Annotated in this window: 3 protein-coding genes; all 3 read right to left on the reverse strand. The window is 47.2% G+C overall.

Annotation, left to right across the window (positions count from 1 at the left end; all coding sequences use genetic code 11):
- On the reverse strand, positions 1-569 hold a 569-nt coding region (locus AB447_RS23930; RefSeq protein WP_057957785.1), incomplete at its 3' end, for a hypothetical protein.
- Positions 570-657: 88 nt separating this feature from the next.
- Entirely contained in the window at positions 658-1,146 is a 489-nt protein-coding gene (locus AB447_RS23935) for a hypothetical protein (protein ID WP_048356577.1), read from the reverse strand.
- The gene (locus tag AB447_RS23940) at positions 1,139-1,567 is read right to left on the reverse strand and encodes a sigma factor-like helix-turn-helix DNA-binding protein (protein WP_048356576.1); all 429 of its coding nucleotides are present in this window, start codon (positions 1,565-1,567) and stop codon (positions 1,139-1,141) included. Before AB447_RS23940 ends, AB447_RS23935 begins: the two co-directional genes overlap by 8 nt.
- Positions 1,568-1,592: the final 25 nt, after the last annotated feature.

A 1,592-nucleotide genomic window follows, 5' to 3' on the forward strand; every position in this document is an offset into this window, starting at 1 on the left:
GGATTCTTTTCGAAAGGATTGGCGCATAGAGCGTTTGTTTCGTAGTGGATGAACGGCAGCATCCGGTAAATCAGTCCGATGTCTGTCGCCTTCACTTCGCTGTATACCTTCTTAATCTTCGCAGTGTACAATTTGACAACGTACTGGCTTCCGAAGTTACCTTTGAAGTGGTAGCGTTCGTTCACCGAGTATATGCCGTCTTCTTCCCGAATAATATCATGCTGAATACACGCGTTCAGAAAATCGTAGAATGTCATGCGCTTTTTCGCGAGCTGGAGAACGGACATCATATCCGCTGTCGTCATCGGAGTTTTATCGCGGCTAGATTTCACGAGAACACCGTTATAGTCGACGTAGCATTGCAGCAACATCAAATACCCGCATTGTGCCGTTGTGAGGGCGTCATAGACTTCGTGAATATAAGACATATTGGCGTTGGAAAAGTCGCGCCTGTCCGTCGTCTGCTTTTGCTGTTCCCGGAAAGCTTCATCCTGGTTCCGATGCCTTAGCGTGTAGTCTGTCGATAGATCTTCGCCCGTCTCTGCATTTACTACTCGTAATCTTTTCAAAATATCGTCCCCTTTGTCGCAAAATAAAAGAGCGCGGATTTGGCGCCCTCATAACGTATAGCCAGCAAAACGGATTAAAACGGAACAACTAATGAATGAATTTTTCGCCCGTTGCGATATTGACCGTAAATTGTCCTTCGGATTTTCCTTTTACGAAATCGTTATAGCGGTTTCTTCGTTCTTTATTCCGAGCCCTGGCCGCTCTATCAACGAACTTTTCCTCGTATGAAGACCGTTTTCTTCGCGTCGGGACTTTATAATTTCGGCCATCTGCCCCGTACTCTTCGGCAAGTTTTTCGGATGCCTCCGACTTGATTCGCTCTTCTCGCTGTGTTTCGCTCATGATCGGGTACTCTTCGCGGGTCATTTTATCCGGATGAGGGTCCGAAAGCTCCTCGTAGATAATAAGATTCGCCATACGTTCAAGTGCGGCGGAGTCCGGAGATTTGCCGACTGAATCGTGGTAGGCTTCCACAAGTGCGTTAATTTCCTTAATACGTTCAATACGATCCAATTCTCCGGCCTTTGTTCGTTGATATAATTCGGTAATCATTTCGTGCAATAGTGCTTTATCCATTAATTCGTCCTCCCATCAAGTACCCTTCGCCATGTCCCGCCCAATAGTAGTAGATATCTGCGATTGATTCAGCCGCCCTATTTATCAGATGATTAACGGAATCCTTGCCGACACCCATCCGTTTCCCCGCCTCTACTTGCGTCAGGTCTTCGAAATACACGAGCCGGATTGCTTCGCTCTGCCTATCGGTCAGATCCGCAAGCTCAATCGCTTTGTGCAGATCGAGCAGCACTTCGGCAGCTTCGTATTCTCCGAGTCGTTTACGGCTGACGAACTTCGGATAATCGGAAAGCAACGTTTTGACGCCCTCCGCATTGTCCAACGCATATGTCGCTTCAAATTCGCGACCCTTTCGGTGTAGATCGATTTTGACTGATCCGATAACAACCGCCTCCTTTTTCGTTAATAACTTCGTTAACAATCCGTACACTACTGTTGACTATCGG

This window comes from Bacillus glycinifermentans, assembly GCF_001042475.2.
Lineage (GTDB): Bacteria > Bacillota > Bacilli > Bacillales > Bacillaceae > Bacillus > Bacillus glycinifermentans.